Source organism: Streptomyces thermocarboxydus (genome assembly GCF_024760485.1).
GTDB lineage: Bacteria > Actinomycetota > Actinomycetes > Streptomycetales > Streptomycetaceae > Streptomyces > Streptomyces cellulosae.
The window spans coordinates 5,923,483-5,942,341 of sequence record NZ_CP058273.1 but is presented as its reverse complement, the minus strand read 5'-3'; the positions used below and the strand labels follow the sequence as shown (position 1 = coordinate 5,942,341).

General features: G+C 73.7%; 16 protein-coding genes and 1 pseudogene. 8 read left to right on the top strand and 9 right to left on the bottom strand.

What is annotated here, in order from left to right; translation table 11 throughout:
* Window positions 1–6: 6 nt before the first annotated feature.
* From AY578_RS27260 to pcaDC, 3 genes are all read right to left on the bottom strand, one after another.
* Complete coding sequence (locus AY578_RS27260) at window positions 7–786, bottom strand: exodeoxyribonuclease III (RefSeq protein WP_137211225.1); 780 nt, start codon at window positions 784–786, stop codon at window positions 7–9.
* An 86-nt stretch (window positions 787–872) separates the two neighbouring features.
* The gene (locus AY578_RS27255) at window positions 873–1,508 is read right to left on the bottom strand and encodes an MBL fold metallo-hydrolase (protein WP_137211224.1); all 636 of its coding nucleotides are present in this window, start codon (window positions 1,506–1,508) and stop codon (window positions 873–875) included.
* Between the two features lie 44 nt (window positions 1,509–1,552).
* Complete coding sequence (gene pcaDC / locus AY578_RS27250) at window positions 1,553–2,851, bottom strand: bifunctional 3-oxoadipate enol-lactonase/4-carboxymuconolactone decarboxylase PcaDC (RefSeq protein ID WP_026243363.1); 1,299 nt, start codon at window positions 2,849–2,851, stop codon at window positions 1,553–1,555.
* A gap of 346 nt (window positions 2,852–3,197) precedes the next feature.
* Between pcaDC and AY578_RS27245 the strand changes: the two are divergent.
* The 3 genes and pseudogenes from AY578_RS27245 to AY578_RS27235 all read left to right on the top strand — a co-directional run.
* Window positions 3,198–3,359 (top strand): annotated as a pseudogene (locus AY578_RS27245) (NAD(P)-binding domain-containing protein); the annotation flags it as partial.
* 91 nt (window positions 3,360–3,450) lie between these two features.
* A complete protein-coding gene (locus tag AY578_RS27240; protein ID WP_258905880.1) occupies window positions 3,451–4,875 on the top strand; it encodes a Type 1 glutamine amidotransferase-like domain-containing protein in 1,425 nt (474 codons plus the stop codon).
* A 79-nt stretch (window positions 4,876–4,954) separates the two neighbouring features.
* The gene (locus AY578_RS27235; protein WP_258905874.1) at window positions 4,955–6,127 is read left to right on the top strand and encodes a hypothetical protein; all 1,173 of its coding nucleotides are present in this window, start codon (window positions 4,955–4,957) and stop codon (window positions 6,125–6,127) included.
* 12 nt (window positions 6,128–6,139) lie between these two features.
* Here AY578_RS27235 and AY578_RS27230 read toward each other — a convergent pair whose 3' ends face one another.
* Window positions 6,140–7,132: a MerR family transcriptional regulator gene (locus AY578_RS27230; protein WP_258905872.1), complete on the bottom strand. Its 993-nt coding sequence runs from the start codon at window positions 7,130–7,132 to the stop codon at window positions 6,140–6,142.
* A gap of 118 nt (window positions 7,133–7,250) precedes the next feature.
* On the opposite strand from AY578_RS27230, the gene AY578_RS27225 reads away from it, so the two are divergent.
* From AY578_RS27225 to AY578_RS27210, 4 genes are all read left to right on the top strand, one after another.
* Window positions 7,251–8,087 (top strand): DUF4397 domain-containing protein, encoded by an 837-nt coding sequence (locus AY578_RS27225; RefSeq protein WP_028961482.1) that lies wholly within the window; start codon window positions 7,251–7,253, stop codon window positions 8,085–8,087.
* Entirely contained in the window at window positions 8,080–8,766 is a 687-nt protein-coding gene (locus tag AY578_RS27220; RefSeq protein ID WP_037778078.1) for a sortase domain-containing protein, read from the top strand. Before AY578_RS27225 ends, AY578_RS27220 begins: the two co-directional genes overlap by 8 nt.
* A 245-nt stretch (window positions 8,767–9,011) precedes the next feature.
* Window positions 9,012–9,386: a roadblock/LC7 domain-containing protein gene (locus AY578_RS27215; RefSeq protein WP_026243364.1), complete on the top strand. Its 375-nt coding sequence runs from the start codon at window positions 9,012–9,014 to the stop codon at window positions 9,384–9,386.
* 203 nt (window positions 9,387–9,589) lie between these two features.
* Window positions 9,590–9,955, top strand: coding sequence for an ArsR/SmtB family transcription factor (locus tag AY578_RS27210; protein WP_019521844.1), 366 nt, complete (start codon window positions 9,590–9,592; stop codon window positions 9,953–9,955).
* Window positions 9,956–9,982: 27 nt separating this feature from the next.
* Here AY578_RS27210 and AY578_RS27205 read toward each other — a convergent pair whose 3' ends face one another.
* Window positions 9,983–10,390: a nuclear transport factor 2 family protein gene (locus AY578_RS27205; RefSeq protein ID WP_028961484.1), complete on the bottom strand. Its 408-nt coding sequence runs from the start codon at window positions 10,388–10,390 to the stop codon at window positions 9,983–9,985.
* A 136-nt stretch (window positions 10,391–10,526) separates the two neighbouring features.
* Between AY578_RS27205 and AY578_RS27200 the strand changes: the two genes are divergently transcribed.
* Complete coding sequence (locus AY578_RS27200; protein WP_051101568.1) at window positions 10,527–11,315, top strand: helix-turn-helix domain-containing protein; 789 nt, start codon at window positions 10,527–10,529, stop codon at window positions 11,313–11,315.
* A gap of 15 nt (window positions 11,316–11,330) precedes the next feature.
* Here AY578_RS27200 and AY578_RS27195 read toward each other — a convergent pair whose 3' ends face one another.
* The 4 genes from AY578_RS27195 to AY578_RS27180 form a co-directional block, all read right to left on the bottom strand.
* A complete protein-coding gene (locus AY578_RS27195) occupies window positions 11,331–13,277 on the bottom strand; it encodes an SWIM zinc finger family protein (protein WP_337663108.1) in 1,947 nt (648 codons plus the stop codon).
* 698 nt (window positions 13,278–13,975) lie between these two features.
* Window positions 13,976–16,813: an SCO1167/SCO6262 family helicase gene (locus tag AY578_RS27190; RefSeq protein WP_258905867.1), complete on the bottom strand. Its 2,838-nt coding sequence runs from the start codon at window positions 16,811–16,813 to the stop codon at window positions 13,976–13,978.
* 95 nt (window positions 16,814–16,908) lie between these two features.
* Complete coding sequence (locus AY578_RS27185; RefSeq protein ID WP_019521849.1) at window positions 16,909–17,505, bottom strand: hypothetical protein; 597 nt, start codon at window positions 17,503–17,505, stop codon at window positions 16,909–16,911.
* Entirely contained in the window at window positions 17,502–18,653 is a 1,152-nt protein-coding gene (locus AY578_RS27180; protein ID WP_019521850.1) for an ROK family glucokinase, read from the bottom strand. Before AY578_RS27180 ends, AY578_RS27185 begins: the two co-directional genes overlap by 4 nt.
* Between the last annotated feature and the right edge of the window lie 206 nt (window positions 18,654–18,859).

Below are 18,859 nucleotides of genomic sequence, written 5' to 3'. Positions count from 1 at the left end.
CGCCCGTCACACGTCCAGGTCGACGACGACCGGTGCGTGGTCCGAGGCGCCCTTGCCCTTGCGCTCCTCACGGTCGACGAAGGAGTCGGTGACGGCCTTGGCGAACGGCTCGTTGCCGTAGACCAGGTCGATGCGCATGCCGCGGTTCTTGGGGAAGCAGAGCTGGCGGTAGTCCCAATACGTGTACGGTTGGTCGTACTTGAGGGGGCGCGGGACGATGTCGGTCAGGCCGGTCTCACGCAGGGAGGCGAGGGCGGCGCGCTCGGCCGGGGTGACGTGCGTGGAGCCTTCGAAGGCGGACCGGTCGTAGACGTCGTCGTCGGTCGGCGCGATGTTGTAGTCGCCGAGGACGGCGAACGGGCGGCTGCCCGCCGCGTCGCCCGCGACGGCCGCCTTCAGGGCCTCGAGCCACTGGAGCTTGTACGCGTAGTGGGGGTGCTCCACCTCGCGGCCGTTCGGCACGTAGACCGACCAGACGCGCACCGGGCCGCAGGTCGCGGAGACGGCGCGGGGCTCCTCGGAGCCGTCGTACCCCGGGTCGCCCGGGAGGCCCTTGACGACGTCCTCCAGGCCGACGCGGGACAGTATCGCCACGCCGTTCCACCGGCCGGTGGCGTGGACCGCCGCCTCGTAGCCCAGCTCGCGCAGCGGCTCCACCGGGAACTGGGCCTCGGCGACCTTGGCCTCCTGGAGGCACAGCACGTCCGTGCCGCTGCTCTCCAGCCAGGCCAGGAGCCTCGGCAGGCGTGCGGTGATCGAGTTCACGTTCCAGGTCGCGATGCGCATGCCTCACAACCTACCCGCCGCCTGTGACAACGTGCGGCCGGCGGCCGTGGGCCCGGGAACGGCCGCCGCCTCACGTCCTTCGGGACTCAGAGCTGGACCGCGTCCCGGGGAGCGAGCCGCAGGTGCTCGGAGCCGCCGAGGGCGCCGATCTGGCGGTCGTAGATCGGGCGGGCGAGGTCGGTGAGCAGGGCGTCGTGGATGTCGTAGGCACGCTGCGGGCGGACCTCACGGACGTAGTCGATCACCTCGGAAATCTTGTTCCAGGGCGCCATGACAGGCAGCATCAGCGTCTCGACCGGGTGGTCGGGGACGGTGAGCGCGTCGCCGGGGTGGAACAGTTTGCCGCCGTCGACCAGGTAGCCGACGTTGGTGATGCGCGGGATGTCCGGGTGGATCACGGCGTGCAGCTCGCCGTGCACCTGGACGTCGAAGCCGGCGGCGGTGAAGGTGTCGCCGTGGCCGACGGTGTGCACGCGGCCCGGGAAGGCGGCGGAGATCTGGTCGGCGACCGCCTTCAGCGTCCAGATCTCGGCGGCAGGGTTGGCCTCCATGGCGGTGCGCAGCCGGCCCTCGTCGAAGTGGTCGGGGTGCTCGTGGGTGACCAGCACGGCGTCCGCGCCGACGGCGGCGTCCTCCTCGCTGAACCCGCCGGGGTCGACGACGAGGACGCGTCCGTCCTTCTCCAGCCGGACGCAGGAGTGCGACATCTTGATGAGCTTCATGGCTCCATCCTGCAATCCGGAGGTGCCGTGTGCTCACTCCGGTCTCACTCCGGCGGGGTGGTCTCCTCGCGGATGACCTGCTGCGCCACGCGGAAGGCGCCGCTGGCGGCGGGGACGCCGCAGTAGACGGCTGCCTGGAGCAGGACCTCCTTGATCTCGTCCGGGGTGAGCCCGTTGCGCAGGGCGGCACGGGTGTGCACGGCGAGTTCGTCGAGGTGGCCGCCCGCGACGAGGGCGGTGAGGGTGACGCAGCTGCGGGTGCGGCGGTCGAGTCCGGGGCGGTCCCAGACCTCGCCCCATGCGTACCGGGTGACGAGCTCCTGGAAGTCCTCCGAGAAGGCGTCGGTCTCCTCCAGGATCCGGTCGACGTGCGCGTCGCCCAGCACCTCCCGGCGGACCTTGATGCCGGCGTCGTACGGGTCCGGGACGCCCTGCCCCTCCGGGGGCGCGGCGGCCGGGGCGATCTCGGCGACGGGTACGGGCTGCGGCGGGGCCGGCGTCACGGCCGGCCGGGGCGCGGCGGCGGGCAGCACGACATGGCCGGTGGCGGTCTCGGGGAGCGGCTGCCAGGCGGTGGAGAAGTGCCGGACGAGCAGGTCGGTGACGGCGGCGGGCTGCTCCACCGGCACGAGGTGGCTGGCGCCGGGCACGACGGCGAGGCGGGCGTCGGGGATGCCGGCGACCAGGGTGCGGGCCTCGGCGGGCCCGGTGACCTGGTCCTCGGAGCCGACGAGCACGAGGGTGGGGACGCCCACGCTGCCGAGGCCCGCCCGGACGTCGAAGGAGGCGAGGGCCTCGCAGGCGGCGATGTAGCAGCCGGGGTCGGTGGTGCGGACCATCTGCACGGCCCACTCGGTGATCGCGGGCTGGGCGGCGGCGAACCCGCCGGTGAACCAGCGCTCGGGCGCCGAACGGGCGATCGGGTCGAGGCCGTTGGTACGCACGATCACGCCGCGCTGGCGGAACTCGTCGGCGGTGCCGAAGCGGGGCGAGGCGGCGATCAGCGCGAGGGACGCGAGGCGCTCGGGGTGCCGCAGGGCCAGCTCGATGCCGACGGCGCCGCCGAGCGCGCAGCCGGCGTACCCGAAGCGGTGGACGCCGAGGCCCTCGAGGGTGGCGAGCAGCCGGGTGGCGAGGTCGGTGACGGAGGCCGCGGGGTGGGCGGGGGCGCCGCCGTGTCCCGGGAGGTCGAAGCGGAACACCCGCCACTGCTTCGTCAGCTCGGGGATCTGCCGGTCCCACATGTGCCAGGTGGTACCGAGAGACGGTCCGAGGATCAGAACCGGAGCGTCTTCCGGTCCGTCGAAGCGGTATTGCAGGGTGTTCGGTGGTGTCTCGCTCACCCGTCAGACCCTCTCACGTCGTACGAAATCTCCCGTTGCCGGGGGAAGAGCCGGTGGCCCCCCACCTGCACGCAACACCACGTCCGGCACTGCGGAACCCTAATGGATGCGAGCGGCGCGCATCGGGCGCACGCTTCATCCCACGGCTACCGATACGACCGAAACACGTGTGTTCGACACGCCTTTCGGCGCGTTGGACAGGGCGCGCGCCCATCACACATTCACGGAGCCTGCACGATCCGTTCCCACGGGGGTGGGGTGTCACGGCGTCGGCGCCTCTCCCGCCCCGGACGTGCAGGCCGCTTCCGGGGCGGCCAGGACGTCGTCGCCGTGTTCGAAGGTACGCATGGGCGTACTCGGGACGGGCACCATGGCGGACGCGCTCGCCAGGCACTGGGCGCGGGCCGGCCATGAGGTGCTCGTCGGAGGGCGGCACGCACGCACGGCAGGGCGGCTCGCGACGCGCATCGGAGGCGGCGCGCGGGCCGGCTGGCTACGTAAAGACGCCGGATGCAAGCGACCGCGTCCGGCGATGAGTTTCGCGGTGACACCCGGTCTGTACGTCGGACCGCTTCATCGCATGCCAACTGGGAGGTACCGTGCGGCTTCTTCTCACATCCGCCGGCATCAAGAACGCGAGCATCCACGAGGCGTTGGTCGACCTGCTGGGCAAACCGCTCGCCGAGGCCAACGCCCTGTGCATTCCCACAGCGTCGTACGCCATGCCCGGCGGGGCCGGTTCGGCGTGGAGGTTCATCAGTGGACGCTCCGTCGTCTCCCTGTGCGAGATGGGCTGGAAGTCGCTGGGGGTGCTGGAGCTCACCGCGCTGCCCAGCCTCGGTGAGGATCTGTGGCTCCCTTCGGTCCGAGAGGCCGATGTCCTGCTGGCAGGTGGCGGCGACGCCCTGTATCTGTCGCACTGGATGCGGCAGTCCGGGCTGGCCGACCTGCTGCCGTCGCTGAGTGAGACGGTCTATGTGGGAGCGAGCGCCGGGAGCATGGCGTTGACCCCCGGCGTCGGCGAGGACGTCAGCGAGTCCTACGTCTGGAAGCCGCCCACCGGCGACGACACCGCGCTGGGCCTGGTCGGCTTCTCGATCTTCCCGCACCTGGACCACGAGAATCTCCCGGACAACTCCATGGCCAACGCGCAGAAGTGGGCCTCCGGAATCCCGCGACCGGGGTACGCGATCGACGACGAGACCGCCCTCAAGGTGACCGACGACGGCGTCGAGGTCGTCTCCGAGGGCACTGGAGACTGTTCACCCCTTGAGCTGAGGATGGACTGCTCGCGATGGAGCCAGGGAGGCGCCCTCGGGACAGGAGTAGCCGTGTCGCACATCGAACAGCAGACGCGTACCGCGTGGGACGCCTACGGGCAGCACCATTTGAGGCGCGGGACGCCGTTGCCCGACCTGGACCGGATCACCTGGGGCCCCGGCCCGGACGGACCCGGCGACGAGATCCTCGGGGACCTGGAGGGCCTGCGGGTCCTCGACCTGGGCTGCGGTACCGGGCGGCACGCCGCGCATCTGGCCCGCGCCTACGGTGCGCGGGTCGACGGCGTCGACGCCTCCCCCAGCCAGATCGAACGGGCCCGCGCCCGGTACCCCGACGTGCCGGGGCTCCGCCTGTTCCACGCGGACGCCGTCGACCACCTGGGGCGGGAGGAGCCGTACGACGTGATCTACTCCGTCAGCGCGGTTCACTTCTTCGAGCCGAACCGCCTGTTTCCGGCCCTGGCCGACGGGTTGGTCCCGGGCGGACGCCTGTACTTCACGGTGCTGCACACCAACTCCGAGGGTCACTCCCCCAGTTCGACGCCCACCCCACGCCCGGAACTCCTGCACCTCGCGGGCGGCGGCACCCTCACGCTGCACATGTGGGTCCTCACCCCGGACCTGTGGGAGTCACTGCTCGACCAACACGGTGTGGAGGTGCGGGACGTCACCGCCCTGGACGCACCGCAGGAGACCAACCGGGCGTCGTACCGCTTGTTCGAGGCGCGGCGACCGCACAACTGATCGGCGCGGCTCCTGAGGGTTCGGGGAGGTGGTGGGCAGGGCAGCATGAACGGTCGGGGTTCGGGAAGCGGGAGGGGCGATGGGGGCCATGAAGGGGCCGGGGCAGAGGCCGGGCGTGGGGGCCGTGTTGCTCGGACTGGGGCGTGTCACGCGCTTTCTGGGGTTCGTCCTGGGGGCGGGGGCCGGTTCCGGGCTGGCGCACGCGTTCTTCGTCGATCCGGGGCCGGATGTCCAGGACATCCACTGGTCGGTGCGCGTCCTGCTGGTCGTGGCCGTCCCGTTCTCAGGGTGGCTGCTGTTCGCCGGCGGGCGGCGGCTGGTGGTGCGGGGCAAGCAGCACCGCGCCCCCGTCATCGCGTCGTTCGGACAGCTGCGCGGCGAGCGGTACTTGCTCTATCTGCGGCCCTTCGGCATGGACAGGAGGATGGCCGAGCCGCCCCCGGATGCTCCCGGCGGCGGGATGCGCAGCCCCTTCGAGATGCCCGGGCACACCACTGAGGACTTCATCCTCCGCCAGTTCTCAGCGCTGGGAAAGGTCGTCGCGGTGGGGCAGCCCGGGGAGGAACTGCCCCTGCTCGGTGCCCGGCGAGGCTATCTCCCGCTCGACGACTGGAAGGCGCCGGTGAGCGCCCTGCTCCAGGGGTCTCACACCGTGCTCCTGTCCGTCGCCCCGGGACCCGGCACGGAGTGGGAGTTCACCGAGGCCCTGCGCACCGTCGCGCCGGAGCGGCTCGTGCTGATGGTGGCTTGCGGAGCTGGGGAGTACGACGCGTTCCGGCGCGGAGTGGCCGAGCTGTACGCCACCCGGAGGTGTCAGGAGGGCGGCAGCGCCTGGGCGTCCCTCCCCGATCTGCCGGACTGCCCCGTACCGGCGCCGGGCGGCAAGCGGCAATGGGTGCTGCCTGTCAGGGCGTTCATCACCTTCGACCGGGAGTGGCGGCCCACGGTGTTCCCGTTCGTCGTCCGGGTCCCGTGGCTGCGTCATCTCTGGACGGTCCGGCGTCTCATCCACGGCGAACTGCAGCCCTTGCTGGGGCGGCTCGGTCGTCTGCCGGCTCGGGGGACGGTCGACGTCGTGCCCCTGCAGCGGTCCGCCGGGGAGCCCGCGAGAAGTCCGGATCCGTCGCCGCGCCCGGCTGCTTCCCCGCCGATCCCTGCTGCCCGGCAGCCCCTGCTGGGCAGCGTCCATGTCCATCATCAGCGCGCTCCGCGCAAGCGGTGGCGGCGGGGAGGCAGTGGGTGGCGGGGCTGACCCGCCCCGTTCTCAGCGTGACGCCAGGCCCTCCAGTGCCTGCACCGTGTCTGCCAAGCCATGCGGTCGCGCCGTCCCCGGTGCGGGACGGCCTGTCCAGCCTGGGCCGAGGGTGAGGACCAGGGGGCTGCGGCGGGCGCCTCGGACGCCCCATTCCATCGACGCCACATGCTGGGCCAGCGGGCGGCTCGCGGTCGTGCGGGACTGGGCCCACAGGGCCACCGCCGCCGGGCCCGTCCGGCGGACCGCCGCGATCAGGGATTCCACCGGGAGCGCGCCGCCGAACATCCGTACAGGGATGCCCCGTTCGGCCAGGGCGGCCGACAGGACCTCCAGCGCGAGGGTGTGGTTCTCGCCCGGGGCGCACGCCAGGACCACCGTCGCGCCCGGGCGGTCGGGGACCGTGTCCGGTGCGGCGCGGCGGAGGGCGCCGGAGACGTGCCAGGAGAGGAAGTGCTCCACCTCCACGTACCGCTCCCCCGACGTCTCCCACTTGCGCCCCACCGCCTGCAGCGTCGGCACGATCACCTCCGTCCAGGCCGCGATCAGACCGTGGTCCCGTATCGCGTCCAGCAGTAGCCGGTCCAGTGCGGCCGCATCGAGGCGGAGGGCGGCGCGGGCGATGCCCTTGCACTCCTGGCGCGCGTCGCCCAGGCGAAGGCCGCTGCCAGCCCGGGAGGAGGGGGTGAGGGCGGGACGCGGTCGGGCTTCCGGCGCCGACCGCGCATCCGGTGCCGGCGTCTCGCGGGCCAGCCGTGCCGCCTCCGCCGGGGGGATCCCCGTCGCCGTCAGCGCGCACATCCGCTCCAGGCGCGCCACGTCCTCCGGCGTCCAGCGGCGGTGCCGGCCGCCGGTGTGGCGGCGGGCGGGGCCGAGCCCGTAGCGGTGGTCCCATGTGCGCACCGTGGTGGGGGCCACGCCCAGGCGGCGCGCCACCTCGCCGGTGGTCAGCCCGCCACCGGGTACGGCCGCTCCCGTGCCCTCGGCTTCCCTGCTCTCGCTCATGCACCCACCGTACGCCTTACGACGCACAAACGACGCATGTTGTCTGCGTCGATTCGTCGGTTCAACACTGGGGTCCAGTCCCGCAGTGAGCGGTACTCCTTCGAAAGGGATGGTCCCCATGCGCTCCCGTTTTCCCGTCGCCCTCGCCGCCTCCACCGGCGCCTGCGCCCTCGCGCTCGGCGCCGCGGCGCCCGCCATGGCCGCCCCCTCCGCCGAGCAGGACACGGCGATGGTCTCCGTCGTGCACGGCATCCCCGGTATGACGGTCGACGTGTACGCCAACGGCGACGAACTGCTCTCCGGCTTCGAGCCCGGTACGGTGACCGAGCCGCAGTCGCTCAAGGCCGGCTCCTACGACATCCAGATCTTCGAGGCGGGCCAGGGTCCCGACGGCAAGCCCGCTCTGGAGAAGACGGTCGAGGTCGGCGAGGGCGACGCCGCCACGGTCGCCGCCCATCTCGGCGCCGACGGCACGCCTCAGCTGACCGCGTTCGCCGACGACGTCTCCAAGGTCGACGCGGGCAAGGGCCGGCTCACCGTACGCCACATCGCGGCCGCGCCCGCCGTGGACGTCCGGGCCGGCGGTCAGCCCGTCTTCACCGGTCTGACGAACCCGGACGAGGATTCCGCCGTGGTCGACGCGGGCACCGTCGACGCCGACGTGGTCCTCGCCGGCACCGACACCGTGGCCATCGGCCCCGCCGAGGTGAACGTGGCGGAGGGCGCCGGCACCGTCGTGTACGCCTGGGGCAGCGCCGAGGACAAGAACCTCGCCCTGGCCACGCAGAAGTTCAGCGGCATGGACTCCATGCCGAAGGCCGTCCACGCGGGCGGCGACGGTGCCGCCGTCTCCGCCAACTCCTCGGCGTGGACTCCAGGTTGGGCTGCCGCCGGCGGTGTGGTCGCCGTGGCCGGTGTGCTGGCCGCCCGCCGCTTCGCCGGCAAGCGTGGCTGACACCTCGCGGCGGCGCGGGGGACCGGCCGTGGCGGTCGCCGTTCTGGCGGCCGTCACGGCGGTGGTCCTCGGTGTGCTGTGGCTGGCTCAGGGGCCACAACGTGACGACTCCCCGGCCGACTTCGGTGCCGCGCCGACGGCGGCGGCTCCCGGTGACGCCGGTCGGACGCCCGGGACCGCGCCGCCGTCCTCCGCGGCCGAGCCTGCGGCCGTACGGCAGGCCGCGCCCGCGCGTGTCCTCGTACCCGGTGTCGGGCTCGACGCCCAGGTCGAGGGCGTCGGCGTGACCCCCCGGGGGGACATGACCGTGCCGGACGACCCGGCCGTGGCCGGCTGGTACCGCTACGGGCCCGCGCCCGGCAGCCCTGAGGGGTCGGCGGTGCTGGTGGGGCACCTCGACAGCGAGACGGGCGACCTGGGCGAGTTCGCCGCGCTCAGGGATGTACGGGCCGGGGACACCGTGGAGGTGCGGCGGGACGGCGCCGAGCCCGTCGTCTACCGCGTCACCGCGCGCACCACCGTCCCGAAGGACGAACTGCCGCCGTCCGCCTTCCGCCGTACCGGGCCGCCGGTGCTCACGCTCATCACCTGCGCCCCGCCGTTCGAGCCGGAGCGCGGCGGTTACACCGCCAACCTCGTCCTGACGGCGGAGCCCGTGGATGCCCTACAGGCCCCCTGAGGCGCCTGACTCACCTGATCGTGTGTGTCGTTGTCCGTTCGTTCGGCGCTAATTCGAACAGGGCGCGGGCAAACGGGTGTTCCCTGGCGCAAGTATTCGATCATCACGAGTCATCCACGAAAACCCCCGTATTCCGACACGCCCTGCCCGCCTAACGTTCCAGCGCGGCCAGGCGGAAGGGCTGTCCGAGGGCGGACTGCGCCCTGAGGCCGCCTGACGACATATCGACTGAGAGGGAGACTCCCGTGGCAACTGTGGAAGTGTCGTTGAAGGACATCATGACCAGCGTCGAGGGGGCCCTGGGTGCGGCCGTCGTCGACTACTCGAGCGGCATGGCGCTGGGCACCCTGGGCGGGGGGAAGGACCTGGACCTCACCGTCGCGGCGGCCGGCAACACCGACGTGATCCGCGCCAAGGTGCGCACGATGGAACTGCTGGGTCTCACCGGGCAGATCGAGGACATCCTCATCACCCTGGAGTCCCAGTACCACCTGATCCGGCTGGTCACCGGCCGCAGCGGCAACGGCCTGTTCCTGTACCTCGTGCTGGACAAGTCCCGTTCGAACCTGGCGATGGCCCGCCACCAGCTCAAGCGGGTCGAGGAACAGCTGGAAGTGTGAGCAGCCCCGGGGCCCGGCCGACGCGCGCCCATGATGTGAAGACTTCTTCAAGTCGCCACATGAACATGGTCCCAAGCCGAGGGCGGGCGCCGGACCGAGCCAGAAGGATCGGCGGCGAAGAACGGCACGCTGTACGGCGGCGCCCGCTGAGGGCGCCGCCGCACAGCGGAGAACATCCCCGACGCGGCAGGGAGCGCGCACCCATGCAAGTCCCCCTCTACCAGGCCAAGGCAGAGTTCTTCCGGATGCTGGGGCACCCGGTGCGCATCCGGGTGCTGGAGCTGTTGCAGCACGGGCCGGTGCCGGTGCGGGACCTGCTCGCCGACATCGACATCGAACCGTCCAGTCTCTCCCAGCAGTTGGCGGTGCTGCGCCGGTCCGGAATCGTCGTCTCCATACGTGAGGGTTCGACGGTGACGTACGCCCTTGCCGGCGGCGACGTGGCCGAACTGCTCCGCGCAGCCCGGCGGATCCTCACGGACCTGCTGGCCGGACAGAGCGAACTCCTCGCGGAGTTACGGCAGGTGGACGTGCCGGTGCCGTCGGCGTCCGGGGGCGGGGAGGAGTAGGGCGGGCTTCTCGCGGGTGGGCCCGGGTCAGTCGTGTGCCGTGGGGTCGAAGCCCTCAGGCGCACGGTCGAGGAAGGCGGAGATCGCGCTGATGCGGCCGTCCTCGGCGAACTCGATCACATCGGTGCCCGTGGCGAAGGACGTGCCGTCGCCGGTGAGGATCTCCCACTGGAGGCGGGCCCTCCCGTGGTGCACCTCGGGTTCCTCGCGGCGGCGGACCGTCGCGGGGCCCACGTGGGACACGAACTGGTCCCGGAAGTCCGCGAGGGCCGCCGCGCCCCGGAGGAAGCCGACGAGGGCGCGGTACTCGACCTCGTCGGTGAAGACCGTGGCGGCCAGGCGGTCCCGTTCGGCGTCGGGGCCGGTGTTCCAGAAGCGGGTGTAGCGCTCCAGCTGGGCGGCCGGTGTCGTCGTCTCGGTCGTGGTGTCGGTCATGGCGGGTTCCCTTCGTCCGGCGCGGTGCAGTACGGCGGACCGCGCTCCTGTTCCGACTGTGCGGCGGGGCGGGGCGCGGAGTCGATGACCTGCGAGGTCATTGCCGTCGTGCGGCCGGCCCGGCAGCCTGGGGCTCATGACGACGACCACCGCACCGGTCGGAGTGCTGCTACGGCGCTGGCGTGAGCGCCGCCGCCGCTCCCAGCTCGACGTGGCGCTCGCGGCCGAGACGTCCACCCGCCATCTCAGCTGTGTCGAGACCGGTCGCGCCAATCCGAGCCGGGACATGATCCGGCGGCTGTGCGACGAGCTGGACGTGCCGCTGCGGGAGCGCAACCCGATCTATCTCGCCGCGGGCTTCGCACCCGTGCACCGGGAGCGGCCCTTCGACGACCTGGGGGCGGCGCGGGCCGCCGTGGAGGCGGTGCTCACCGGGCACGAGCCGAACCCGGCCCTCGCCGTGAACGTCCGCTGGGAACTGCTGGCCGCGAACCGTGCCATGGGGCTGTTCCTCGGTGACGTACGGCGCGGGCCGTCGGATCCGCCGTTCAACGTGCTGAAGGCGACCCTGGGTCCCGACGGCATGGCGGGGCGCGTCCTCAATCTCGCGCAGTGGCGCGCGCACGTCCTGCGCCGGGTCCGCCGTCAGCTGGAGCGGACGGCCGACGCCGGTCTGGCGGAGCTGCTCGCCGAGCTGGAAAGCTACCCGGTGCCGGAGGGCGCGGACGCGCTCGGGCCGGGCGGTGAGGCGCAGGACCTGGTGGTGCCGTTGCGTCTGGCGACCGAGTACGGGGAGCTTTCGCTGCTGTACACGACGACCGTCTTCGGGTCGCCTCGGGACGTGACGCTCGACGAGATCGCCATCGAGACGTTCTTCCCGGCGGATCGGCACACGGCCGAGTTGATGCGGCGGCCGGCCGGCTGAGACCAGGGCGGGCCCTCAGCCCTCGTCGAGGGTGTCCAGGCCGGTGAGGGCGCCGACCGGGTCGGGGTCCGGGGTGCCGCGCGGCCACCAGTCGTCGTGGCCCGGCTCCGACTCGTACGCGTACCAGAGGTTGTCGTGGCCCAGGCGGAGCTGGACGTGGCCGCGGGGGTGGGTGAGGCGGTTGCGCCACGGGCGGAACGCGGGGAGGTCCGCCGCGAGCAGCAGTGGGCGGGCGCGGTCGAAGCGGCCGGCCGGAGGGTCCCACGGCTCCTCCAGTACGGCCAGCCCGGTCGGGCCGCCCTGCCGCCACGCGGCGACCGCGCGCGCCAGGTCGCCAGGCGTACGGCCGGCCGCGCGCATCTCCCGGTCCAGGTCGGAGCGGACGACATGGCCGGCGCCGGGGCGGGCGGCGGCCAGGCGCACCGCGTCGTGCCAGAGGGAGAGCGGGCCGACCGGGTCGCGGCCCGTGGTGAGCAGGGCGTGCGCGCGGGCCGCCGCGTCGGTGGCGAGCTGGTCCAGTGCGAGGGGGTCCGGGCCGCCGGGGGACGCCGGGTAGACGGGCGGCTGTTCCGGGTGTTGCGGAGGGGGCAACGGGGCGGGCAGCGGAGGGAGTTCGGGGCCTCGGCGGGACACGGCGTCGGTGGCGCGTACGCCCGGCAGCGGCTCCGGTTCCCGTCCCTGGGCCGCCCGTGCGGCGCGGGCCGCGCTGAGGCGGGACAGCGCGTCGATCACCTCGCGCTCGCCGCGCCCGCGCAGGAGGAGCAGCACGAACGGGTCGGCGTCCAGCAGGCGGGCCGTCTGGTAGCAGAGCGCCGCCGCGTGCTTGCACGGGTGACCCGAGTCGGGGCAGCTGCAACGGGGGGCGAGGTCGCCGGGGCCGGGGAGCAGGGGGATGCCGCAGTCGGCCAGGGACTGCGGCATCTCCTTGTCCAGCAGGGCCGCGATGTGACCCGGTCGGTCGGCCGCGGCGTCCAGGAAGCGGTCCCAGTCCGCGTCGTCGAACGTTCGCAGGCGTACCTGTACGCGGTAGGGGCGGGGGCGGCTGCCCTGCACGTACGCCAGGACCAGTCCCGGCGTGACGGTGATGGCGTCCACGTGCCCCTGCTCTGCGTAGCCGCGTCCGCGGGCGAGGCGGGCGGCGTCCAGCGCGCCGTCCTCCAACGCGGTGACCCACGCCCTCCCCCACCAGGTCTCGGCGAAGGGTTCGCCGTCCCCGGAGGGGCGGGGAGGGAACGGGGGGAAGGTACGGCGGTGGTCGCCGTCGCGGGTCGGGGCGGCCATGGAACGGGGGGCGGCGTGGTGCGCCGCCTGGGTGGCGGGGGCCTCCCGGCGGAGGGTGGGGCTCGGCTCCCATCGGACGCGGGCGGAGGCCGGTTCTCGGCCGCGTGCGGCGGCCCGTGCCTCATCCGTGGCGCCGGCCGGTTCGGCCTCGGTGCCGGGTGCGGGTTCCCGGTCGGGGGCATGGGGCGGCCCCTCGGCCGGTCCCTGGTTGGTGGGGGCCCGCGTCGCATCAGTGGTGGTGGTCGCCTTGTCCGGGGCGAGGGTTGCCGGGGGCTCAGCGGTGGGGCCGCGCCTCGGGGCGTCGGGCATCGGGTCGTCCGCCATGTCGGGCATGCGGAACGCGTCGGCGAGGGTTTCCCTGATCTCGCGCGCGCGACGGTCGGCGGCACGGTCACCTCGCGTGGTGCGGGGGATGCGCGGCTCGGGATCGCGACGGGGACGCTTCGCCGCTTCCACCTGCTCGCGGGCAAGGGCTCGCGCCCGTTCCTCGCGGGCGGCGCGCAACGCCTCCCGGGCGATGTCGCCGGGGCGGGAGGACAGGTGCACGTCGGTGTTGTCGGTCGGGCCGGACGCCTCGTGCCCGTCGGGCGCCGGGGTGGCGGAACCGCGCGCAGCCGGAGTGGGGGCAGCCGCGTCCTCGTCGCCGCGAGGAGCGCCCTTGCCGCGCGGCCCGTCGACCAAGGACCCGTACGACGCATCGGCGGGGCCTGCCTCCGCGGGCGGACGCGCCGCGCCGGGCGCTTCTGCCACGGCGGCCGCGTGCGAGGCCTCACCCGCCGCGTCCGGGGACGGCGCCCCGTCACCGCTCGCCGACGGCGCATGCTCCGCGTGCGGCCCGGCGACAGCCTCCGAAGTCGCCCCCACCTCACCGGCGTTCACGCCCGCCGCTCCACGTCGGGCCTGCCGAGCGCGGTGCAGTGCCTCCCGCGCCGCGTCGGACGGCCGGGGTGCCCGACCAGCCGGGGACGACGCACCGGCCTGCGCGGCCCCCTCCCCCGCAACCCCCGCACGGCGCACCGCCTTGCGCGCCGCGTCAGCCGGACGGGACTCCCGGTCGGCCGCAACCGACGAGTCACCCTCCACAGCCCCCACCCCCGCAGCCGCCGCACCGCGCACAGCGTCCCGCGCCCCGTCAGCCGGACGGGACTCCCGGTCGGCCACAACCGACGAGTCACCCTCCTCAGCCCCCACCCCCGCAGCCGGTGCACCGCGCACCGCCTCCCGAGCCGCGTCAGCCGAAGACATCTGCGACTCCGCGGCCCCCGCGGCCCCCGCGGCCGGAGAGGCTGTCTCCTCCGAAGACCCCGCGTCCCCGGACACCACACCCCCCTCACGCGCCGCGCGCAGCGCCTGCCTCGCCTCCTCCGACGGCCGGGGCGTCATGTCGTCCTCCGCAGGGACACCAGGTCGGACAGGTCGCGGTCGGAGAGTTCCGTCAGTGCGGCCTCGCCAGAGCCGAGGATCGCGTCGGCGAGGGCCCGCTTGGACTGGAGCATCTCCGCGATGCGGTCCTCCACCGTGCCCTCGGTGACGAGCCGGTGGACCTGGACGGGCTGGGTCTGGCCGATGCGGTACGCGCGGTCGGTGGCCTGTTCCTCCACCGCCGGGTTCCACCAGCGGTCGAAGTGGACGACGTGTCCGGCGCGGGTGAGGTTGAGGCCCGTGCCCGCCGCCTTCAGGGACAGCACGAGCACCGGGACCGCGCCGGCCTGGAAGCGGTCCACCATCCGCTCCCGCTCAGGCACCGGTGTCCCGCCGTGCAGCAGGTCGACCGGCACCGCGCGCTCGGCGAGGTGGCGGGTGATCAGGCGGGCCATGCCGACGTACTGGGTGAAGACGAGGGCGGAGCCGTCCTCCGCGAGCACCGTGTCCAGCAGTTCGTCGAGCAGGGCGAGTTTGCCGGAGCGGGCGGCGAGGCCGTCGCCGGCCGGGGCGTGTTCCTCCTTGAGGTACAGCGCCGGGTGGTCGCAGATCTGCTTGAGCGACGTCAGCAGCTTCAGCACGAGGCCGCGGCGTCCCATCCCCTGCGCGGTCTCGATGGCGGTCATCGACTCGCGCACCACCGCCTCGTACAGCGCGGCCTGTTCGCGGGTGAGCGGCACCGGGTGGTCCGTCTCCGTCTTGGGCGGCAGCTCGGGGACGATGCCCGGGTCGGACTTCTTGCGCCGGAGCAGGAAGGGGCGGACCAGACGGGCGAGCCGCTCGACCGCCTGGTCGTCCTCGCCGGTCTCCACCGCGCGCGCGTGCCGGGCGCGGAAGGACTTGAGCGGGCCGAGGAGGCCGGGGGTGGTCCAGTCGAGGAGGGCCCACAGCTCGGAGAGGTTGTTCTCCACGGGCGTGCCGGTGAGGGCCACCCGCGCGGGGGCGGGGATGGTGCGCAGGGCCTTGGCGGTCGCCGAGTGCGGGTTCTTGACGTGCTGCGCCTCGTCGGCGACGACCATGCCCCACCGCTGTTCCGCGAGAGTGGGCGCGGCGGAGCGCATGGTGCCGTAGGTGGTGAGGACGAAGCCGCCGGCCAGGTCGTCGAGGGTGCGGTCGGGGCCGTGGAAGCGGCGTACGGGCACGCCGGGCGCGAACCGGGTGATCTCCCGCTGCCAGTTGCCGAGCAGGGAGGCCGGGCAGACCACCAGGGTGGGTTCGCGGCGGGCCCGCTTCAGGTGCAGCGCGATGAGCGTGACCGTCTTGCCGAGGCCCATGTCGTCGGCGAGGCAGCCGCCGAGGCCGAGGGAGGTCATGAGGTCCAGCCAGGCCAGGCCGCGCAGCTGGTAGTCGCGGAGGGTGGCGTCGAGGCCGGGCGGGGGGTCGGCGGGCCGCACGCCCGCGGTGAGGCGCTCGCGGAGGGCGGCCAGCGTCCCGACGGGCACCGCCTCCACCGTCTCGCCGTCGACCTCCGCCTCCCCGGTGAGGGCGACGGACAGCGCGTCGACGGGGTCGAGCAGCCCCAGGTCGCGTTTGCGGGCCTTGCGGACGAGGGCGGGGTCGACCAGCACCCACTGGTCGCGGAGCCGCACGATCGGCCGGTGCGCCTCGGCCAGGGCGTCCATCTCGGCCTCGGACAGCGGCTCGCCGCCGAGGGCGATCTGCCAGCCGAACCGCAGCAGGTCCTCGCTCTCGAAGAAGCCGGTGCCGTCGGTCGCCGAGCCCGGCGCGGAGCGGACGACCGCTGTGGCGGTGAGGTCCTGGGCGAGGTCGCGCGGCCAGTGCACGGCGACGCCGGCCGCCGCGAGCCGGGTGGCCGCCACGCCGAGCAGATCGCTCAGTTCGTCCTCGGACAGGGCGAGGACGTCCGGCACCTCCTGGTCGGCGAGCCGGTCCAGCGGGGGCCAGACGCGGGCCGCGCGGCGCACCGCGAGGGCGGCGTCCACCCGCGCGCGGGGGCCGAAACCGTGGTCGGCCTCGCCGGACCAGAGGGCCGCCGCGTCGGCCACCAGGGTGGGGTCGGACAGGCTGTGGACCTGCACGATCGCCGCGCCCGCTCCCCGCGCACCCGTGCCTCCCGCGGTCCCGTCGGCGTCGAAGAGGTCGTGCGCGGACAGGTCCAGGCGGAGCGAGATCCGTACGCCCGCGTCCATGCCGGCCGCGACCTCCGCCGCCCAGTCCCGGGCGTCCGGCAGCCGCTGGGGCCGCCGGGCGGCGAACGGCAGTCCGGAGGCGTAGGGCGCGGCGGGCGTGCGGGGCAGGGTGTCGGCGACCGCGTCGAGGAAGGCGCGCACCAGCGCCTCCGGCTGGGGCAGGCGCAGGGGGCCCGGTCCGGGCAGGGGCACCGCGTGGCCCTCGTACGGAAGGGCGGCGGCCACCGCGCGCAGGTGGGTCACGTCGTCCGGTTCGAGCGGGCCGGCGCGCCAGGCGTCGTAGCCCTCGGTGGTGAGGCCGGGCAGCAGGCGGCCCCGGGCGGTGAGCCGCAGGGCGTGCAGGGCGGCGGCGCCCCAGCAGACGGTGGCCGGGTGGGCCGCCGGGTCGTGCCGGGCGCGGACCAGCAGGGGCAGGGCCTCGTCCACGGGAAGGGACAGCGCGGGGACGGTACGGCGGCGCACACGCGCGCCGTGGGGGCGTACGACGGTGAGCTCCGTGCGCCGGGCGTCTTCCTCCTTCCCTCCGGACACGTCCGCGCCGTCGGGGTCGTAGAAGGCGATCCGTCCGTCGCGCGGAAGCGGTGCGGGCAGGAACACGGCAGGCAGCGACGACGCCACGAGCCCGTCGGCCGTTGCGGCACCCATACGTCTTGTCACCTCCCCGCCCGTCCGTCGGACCAGTCGTCTTCGACTCTACGGGCGGGGTCCGACAATCGGCTCCGGCGGTCGGGGCGGGCAGGCTAGGGCACCGTGCGGGCCACGACGTACACGCGCGGGTAGCCGGGCTTGTCGTGGTTGACGACGACGTCGTGCGTGGGCGCCGGGTTCTTCTGCTTGTGCACCAGGCCGGACCAGGTGCCGGGGCCGTCGAAGGTCCAGCCGGTGACGTCGCGGTCGCGCTCGCCGATCGTCAGGCGGTCCTCCTTCAGATCCTTCTCCGACATGCCCATGCTGGTCAGGAAGGCGGTCAGGCCCGCGTCGCTGGTCTCGAACTCGACGTAGAGGCGGCTGGTCTTCCAGTTGTTCGTCTCGTACGAGGCGACCCACCAGGCAGGGTGCGGCACGGGCACCTGGTAGATGCGCCGCTGGAGCTTGGACGGCCAGCCCTCGGTGAGGCCGGTCGCCGAGTACTTCGCCTCCTTGTCCTTGCCGCTGGCCCGGCTCTGGTTGGCGGAGATCACCAGGTAGCCGGCCGGGATGCCGATGAGCAGGACGATGATCAGCAGAGTGAGGGCGCGGCGGCGGATCATGTGCCGACGGTCCTCACCGGTGTGCGCCCCGCCCTGCCCGTCGGTGCGGCCGGGGTCGTTCGTCAGCGGGGGAAGCTCGCCCGTCACAGCGACTCCGAGGTGGCCTTGCGGGCGGCCTGCGTGAACCGCTCGAAGCGCTCGTACCGCTCGACGCGGCGGCGCTTGGCGCGGCGGAAGCGGCGGGCGACCAGGCGGGCCAGGTCGGCGGCGCCGACCATGCCGGCCTCGGGGCCGAGCTGGGCGCGCACGACGCGGGCCTCCGGGCGGTAGCCGCGCCCGGTGAGGTGCCGTTTGAAGGCGTCCCGGGCGGGGCCGATGAGCAGGTCGTCGGCCGCGGAGACGCCGCCGCCGATGACGAAGCAGGAGGGGTCGAGGGCGGCGGCCAGGTTGGCGATGCCGACGCCGAGCCACTGCCCGATGTCCTGGAGCAGCTCGATGCACATGGCGTCGCCCTCGCGGGCCAGCTCGGTGATCATCGGGCCGCTGATGTCGCCGATGTTGCCCTTGACGTGCTCGATGATCCCGTAGGCGACCGGGGAGTCGGCGGCGGCCAGCTCGCGGGCCTCGCGCACCAGGGCGTTGCCCGAGCTGTACTGCTCCCAGCAGCCGCGGTTGCCGCAGGGGCAGCGGTGTCCGCCGGGGACGACCTGCATGTGGCCGAACTCGCCGGCGACGCCGTACTTGCCGCGCTTGACCTGGCCGTCCTCGAGGATGGCGCCGCCGATGCCGGTGCCGAGGGTGATCATGACGAGGTTGTCCTCGCCGCGTCCGGCGCCGAAGCGCCACTCGGCCCAGGCGGCGGAGTTGGCGTCGTTGTCGACGAGGACCGGGACGGCGAGACGGCCGGCGAGGCGGTCGCGCAGGGGTTCGTTGCGCCAGGACAGGTGGGGGGCGAAGAGCACCCGGTTGCGGTCGGCGTCGACCCAGCCGGCCGCGCCGATGCCGACGGCGTGCACGTCGTGCCGGTCGGACAGGTCCAGGACGAGCTCGCAGATGGTGTCCTCGACGACCTTGGGGCTCTTGGACTTGTCCGGGGTCTCGGTCCGGAGCTTCTCCAGGATGTTCCCGTCGGCGTCCACGACGCCCGCCATCACTTTGGTGCCGCCGATGTCGATGCCCACGGTCGGCACCCGGGGCGCCGACAGGTGGGAGCGGCGCTCCCGCGTCCCGACCGTTCTCAGGACGGTCGCGCGCCGGGAGCCGATGGGGGCGGTGAAGTCGCGGTAGGTGCTCATCGGGCCCGATTCTGCCGCACGGGTGCCCCGATCGCGGTACCGGGCAGGTGACGGGGTACGTCCGATCCGGCACCGGAAGCGGGTGGACAACGGGCGCGGACGGGGCGGAAGCGGGCCCTCCGCCGTTCGCGTCCGCACCGGCCGTCGGGATCCCACCGTACGCCTGTGGATCGCGTCACATTGTCCGGACAATGCGACGACCGAGC

Bases quoted from the DNA above. Each gene is read 5' to 3' on its own strand.
- AY578_RS27210 (WP_019521844.1), top strand. From the start codon at position 9,590: ATGCAAGTCCCCCTCTACCAGGCCAAGGCAGAGTTCTTCCGGATGCTG.
- AY578_RS27205 (WP_028961484.1), bottom strand. From the start codon at position 10,390: ATGACCGACACCACGACCGAGACGACGACACCGGCCGCCCAGCTGGAG.
- AY578_RS27225 (WP_028961482.1), top strand. From the start codon at position 7,251: ATGCGCTCCCGTTTTCCCGTCGCCCTCGCCGCCTCCACCGGCGCCTGC.
- AY578_RS27200 (WP_051101568.1), top strand. From the start codon at position 10,527: ATGACGACGACCACCGCACCGGTCGGAGTGCTGCTACGGCGCTGGCGT.
- AY578_RS27235 (WP_258905874.1), top strand. From the start codon at position 4,955: ATGGGGGCCATGAAGGGGCCGGGGCAGAGGCCGGGCGTGGGGGCCGTG.
- AY578_RS27260 (WP_137211225.1), bottom strand. From the start codon at position 786: ATGCGCATCGCGACCTGGAACGTGAACTCGATCACCGCACGCCTGCCG.
- AY578_RS27255 (WP_137211224.1), bottom strand. From the start codon at position 1,508: ATGAAGCTCATCAAGATGTCGCACTCCTGCGTCCGGCTGGAGAAGGAC.
- AY578_RS27230 (WP_258905872.1), bottom strand. From the start codon at position 7,132: ATGAGCGAGAGCAGGGAAGCCGAGGGCACGGGAGCGGCCGTACCCGGT.
- AY578_RS27180 (WP_019521850.1), bottom strand. From the start codon at position 18,653: ATGAGCACCTACCGCGACTTCACCGCCCCCATCGGCTCCCGGCGCGCG.
- AY578_RS27190 (WP_258905867.1), bottom strand. From the start codon at position 16,813: ATGGGTGCCGCAACGGCCGACGGGCTCGTGGCGTCGTCGCTGCCTGCC.